General features: G+C 69.3%; 1 protein-coding gene and 1 pseudogene. Both read left to right on the forward strand.

Annotated features, from left to right (window positions below; all coding sequences use genetic code 11):
* A pseudogene (locus BYZ73_RS21500) lies at positions 1 to 188 on the forward strand (phage portal protein); the annotation flags it as partial.
* Positions 175 to 711, forward strand: a 537-nt coding sequence (locus BYZ73_RS21505; RefSeq protein ID WP_112317592.1) for an HK97 family phage prohead protease, incomplete at its 3' end; no start/stop codon positions are given. The pseudogene BYZ73_RS21500 and the gene BYZ73_RS21505, both read left to right, overlap by 14 nt.

Below are 711 nucleotides of genomic sequence, written 5' to 3' on the forward strand. Positions count from 1 at the left end.
CGCTCCTGCGCGGGTCGAGCGCCGAGCGCGCGGCCTTCTACGGCCCGATGACGCAAATGGGCGCGATGTCGATCAACGAGGTCCGGCGCCTCGAGGGGCTGCCGCCCGTCCCCGGCGGGGACGTGCCGCGCATCCAGAAGCAGAACGTTCCGATCATGGAAGCGGGGAAGACCGATGGAAACCAGTGATTTTGCGCTCGATCTGAAGGCGCTGACCGACGAGGGCACGGTCGAGGGCTATGCCGCGATCTTCGGCAATGTCGACCGGGGCGGCGACAGGATCGCGCCCGGCGCCTTTGTCGAGGGCATGGCGAAGGCCCGGCAGGCGGGGCGCAGCATCAAGATGCTCTGGAACCACGATCCGCACCAGCCGATCGGCATCTGGGACGATCTGGCCGAAGATGCGCGGGGGCTCTGGGGCAAGGGGCGGCTGGTGCTCGAGGTGGCCCGGGCGCGCGAGGTGCACGCGCTGATGAAGGCGGGCGCCATCGGCGGGCTGTCGATCGGCTATCGCACGCGCGAGGCCGCGCCCGAGGGCGCGGTGCGCCTGATCCGCAAGGCCGATCTCTGGGAGGTCTCGCCCGTGACCTTCCCGATGAACGACCGGGCGAAGATCTCGGCCGTCAAGTCCGAAGGGCTCGACGGCATCGTGACCAGGCTCAAGGCCGGGGACCGGCTGACCGAGCGGGAGTTCGAACTGATGGTCAAGGGA

This window comes from Rhodovulum viride, assembly GCF_003265965.1.
Taxonomy (GTDB): domain Bacteria; phylum Pseudomonadota; class Alphaproteobacteria; order Rhodobacterales; family Rhodobacteraceae; genus Rhodovulum; species Rhodovulum kholense.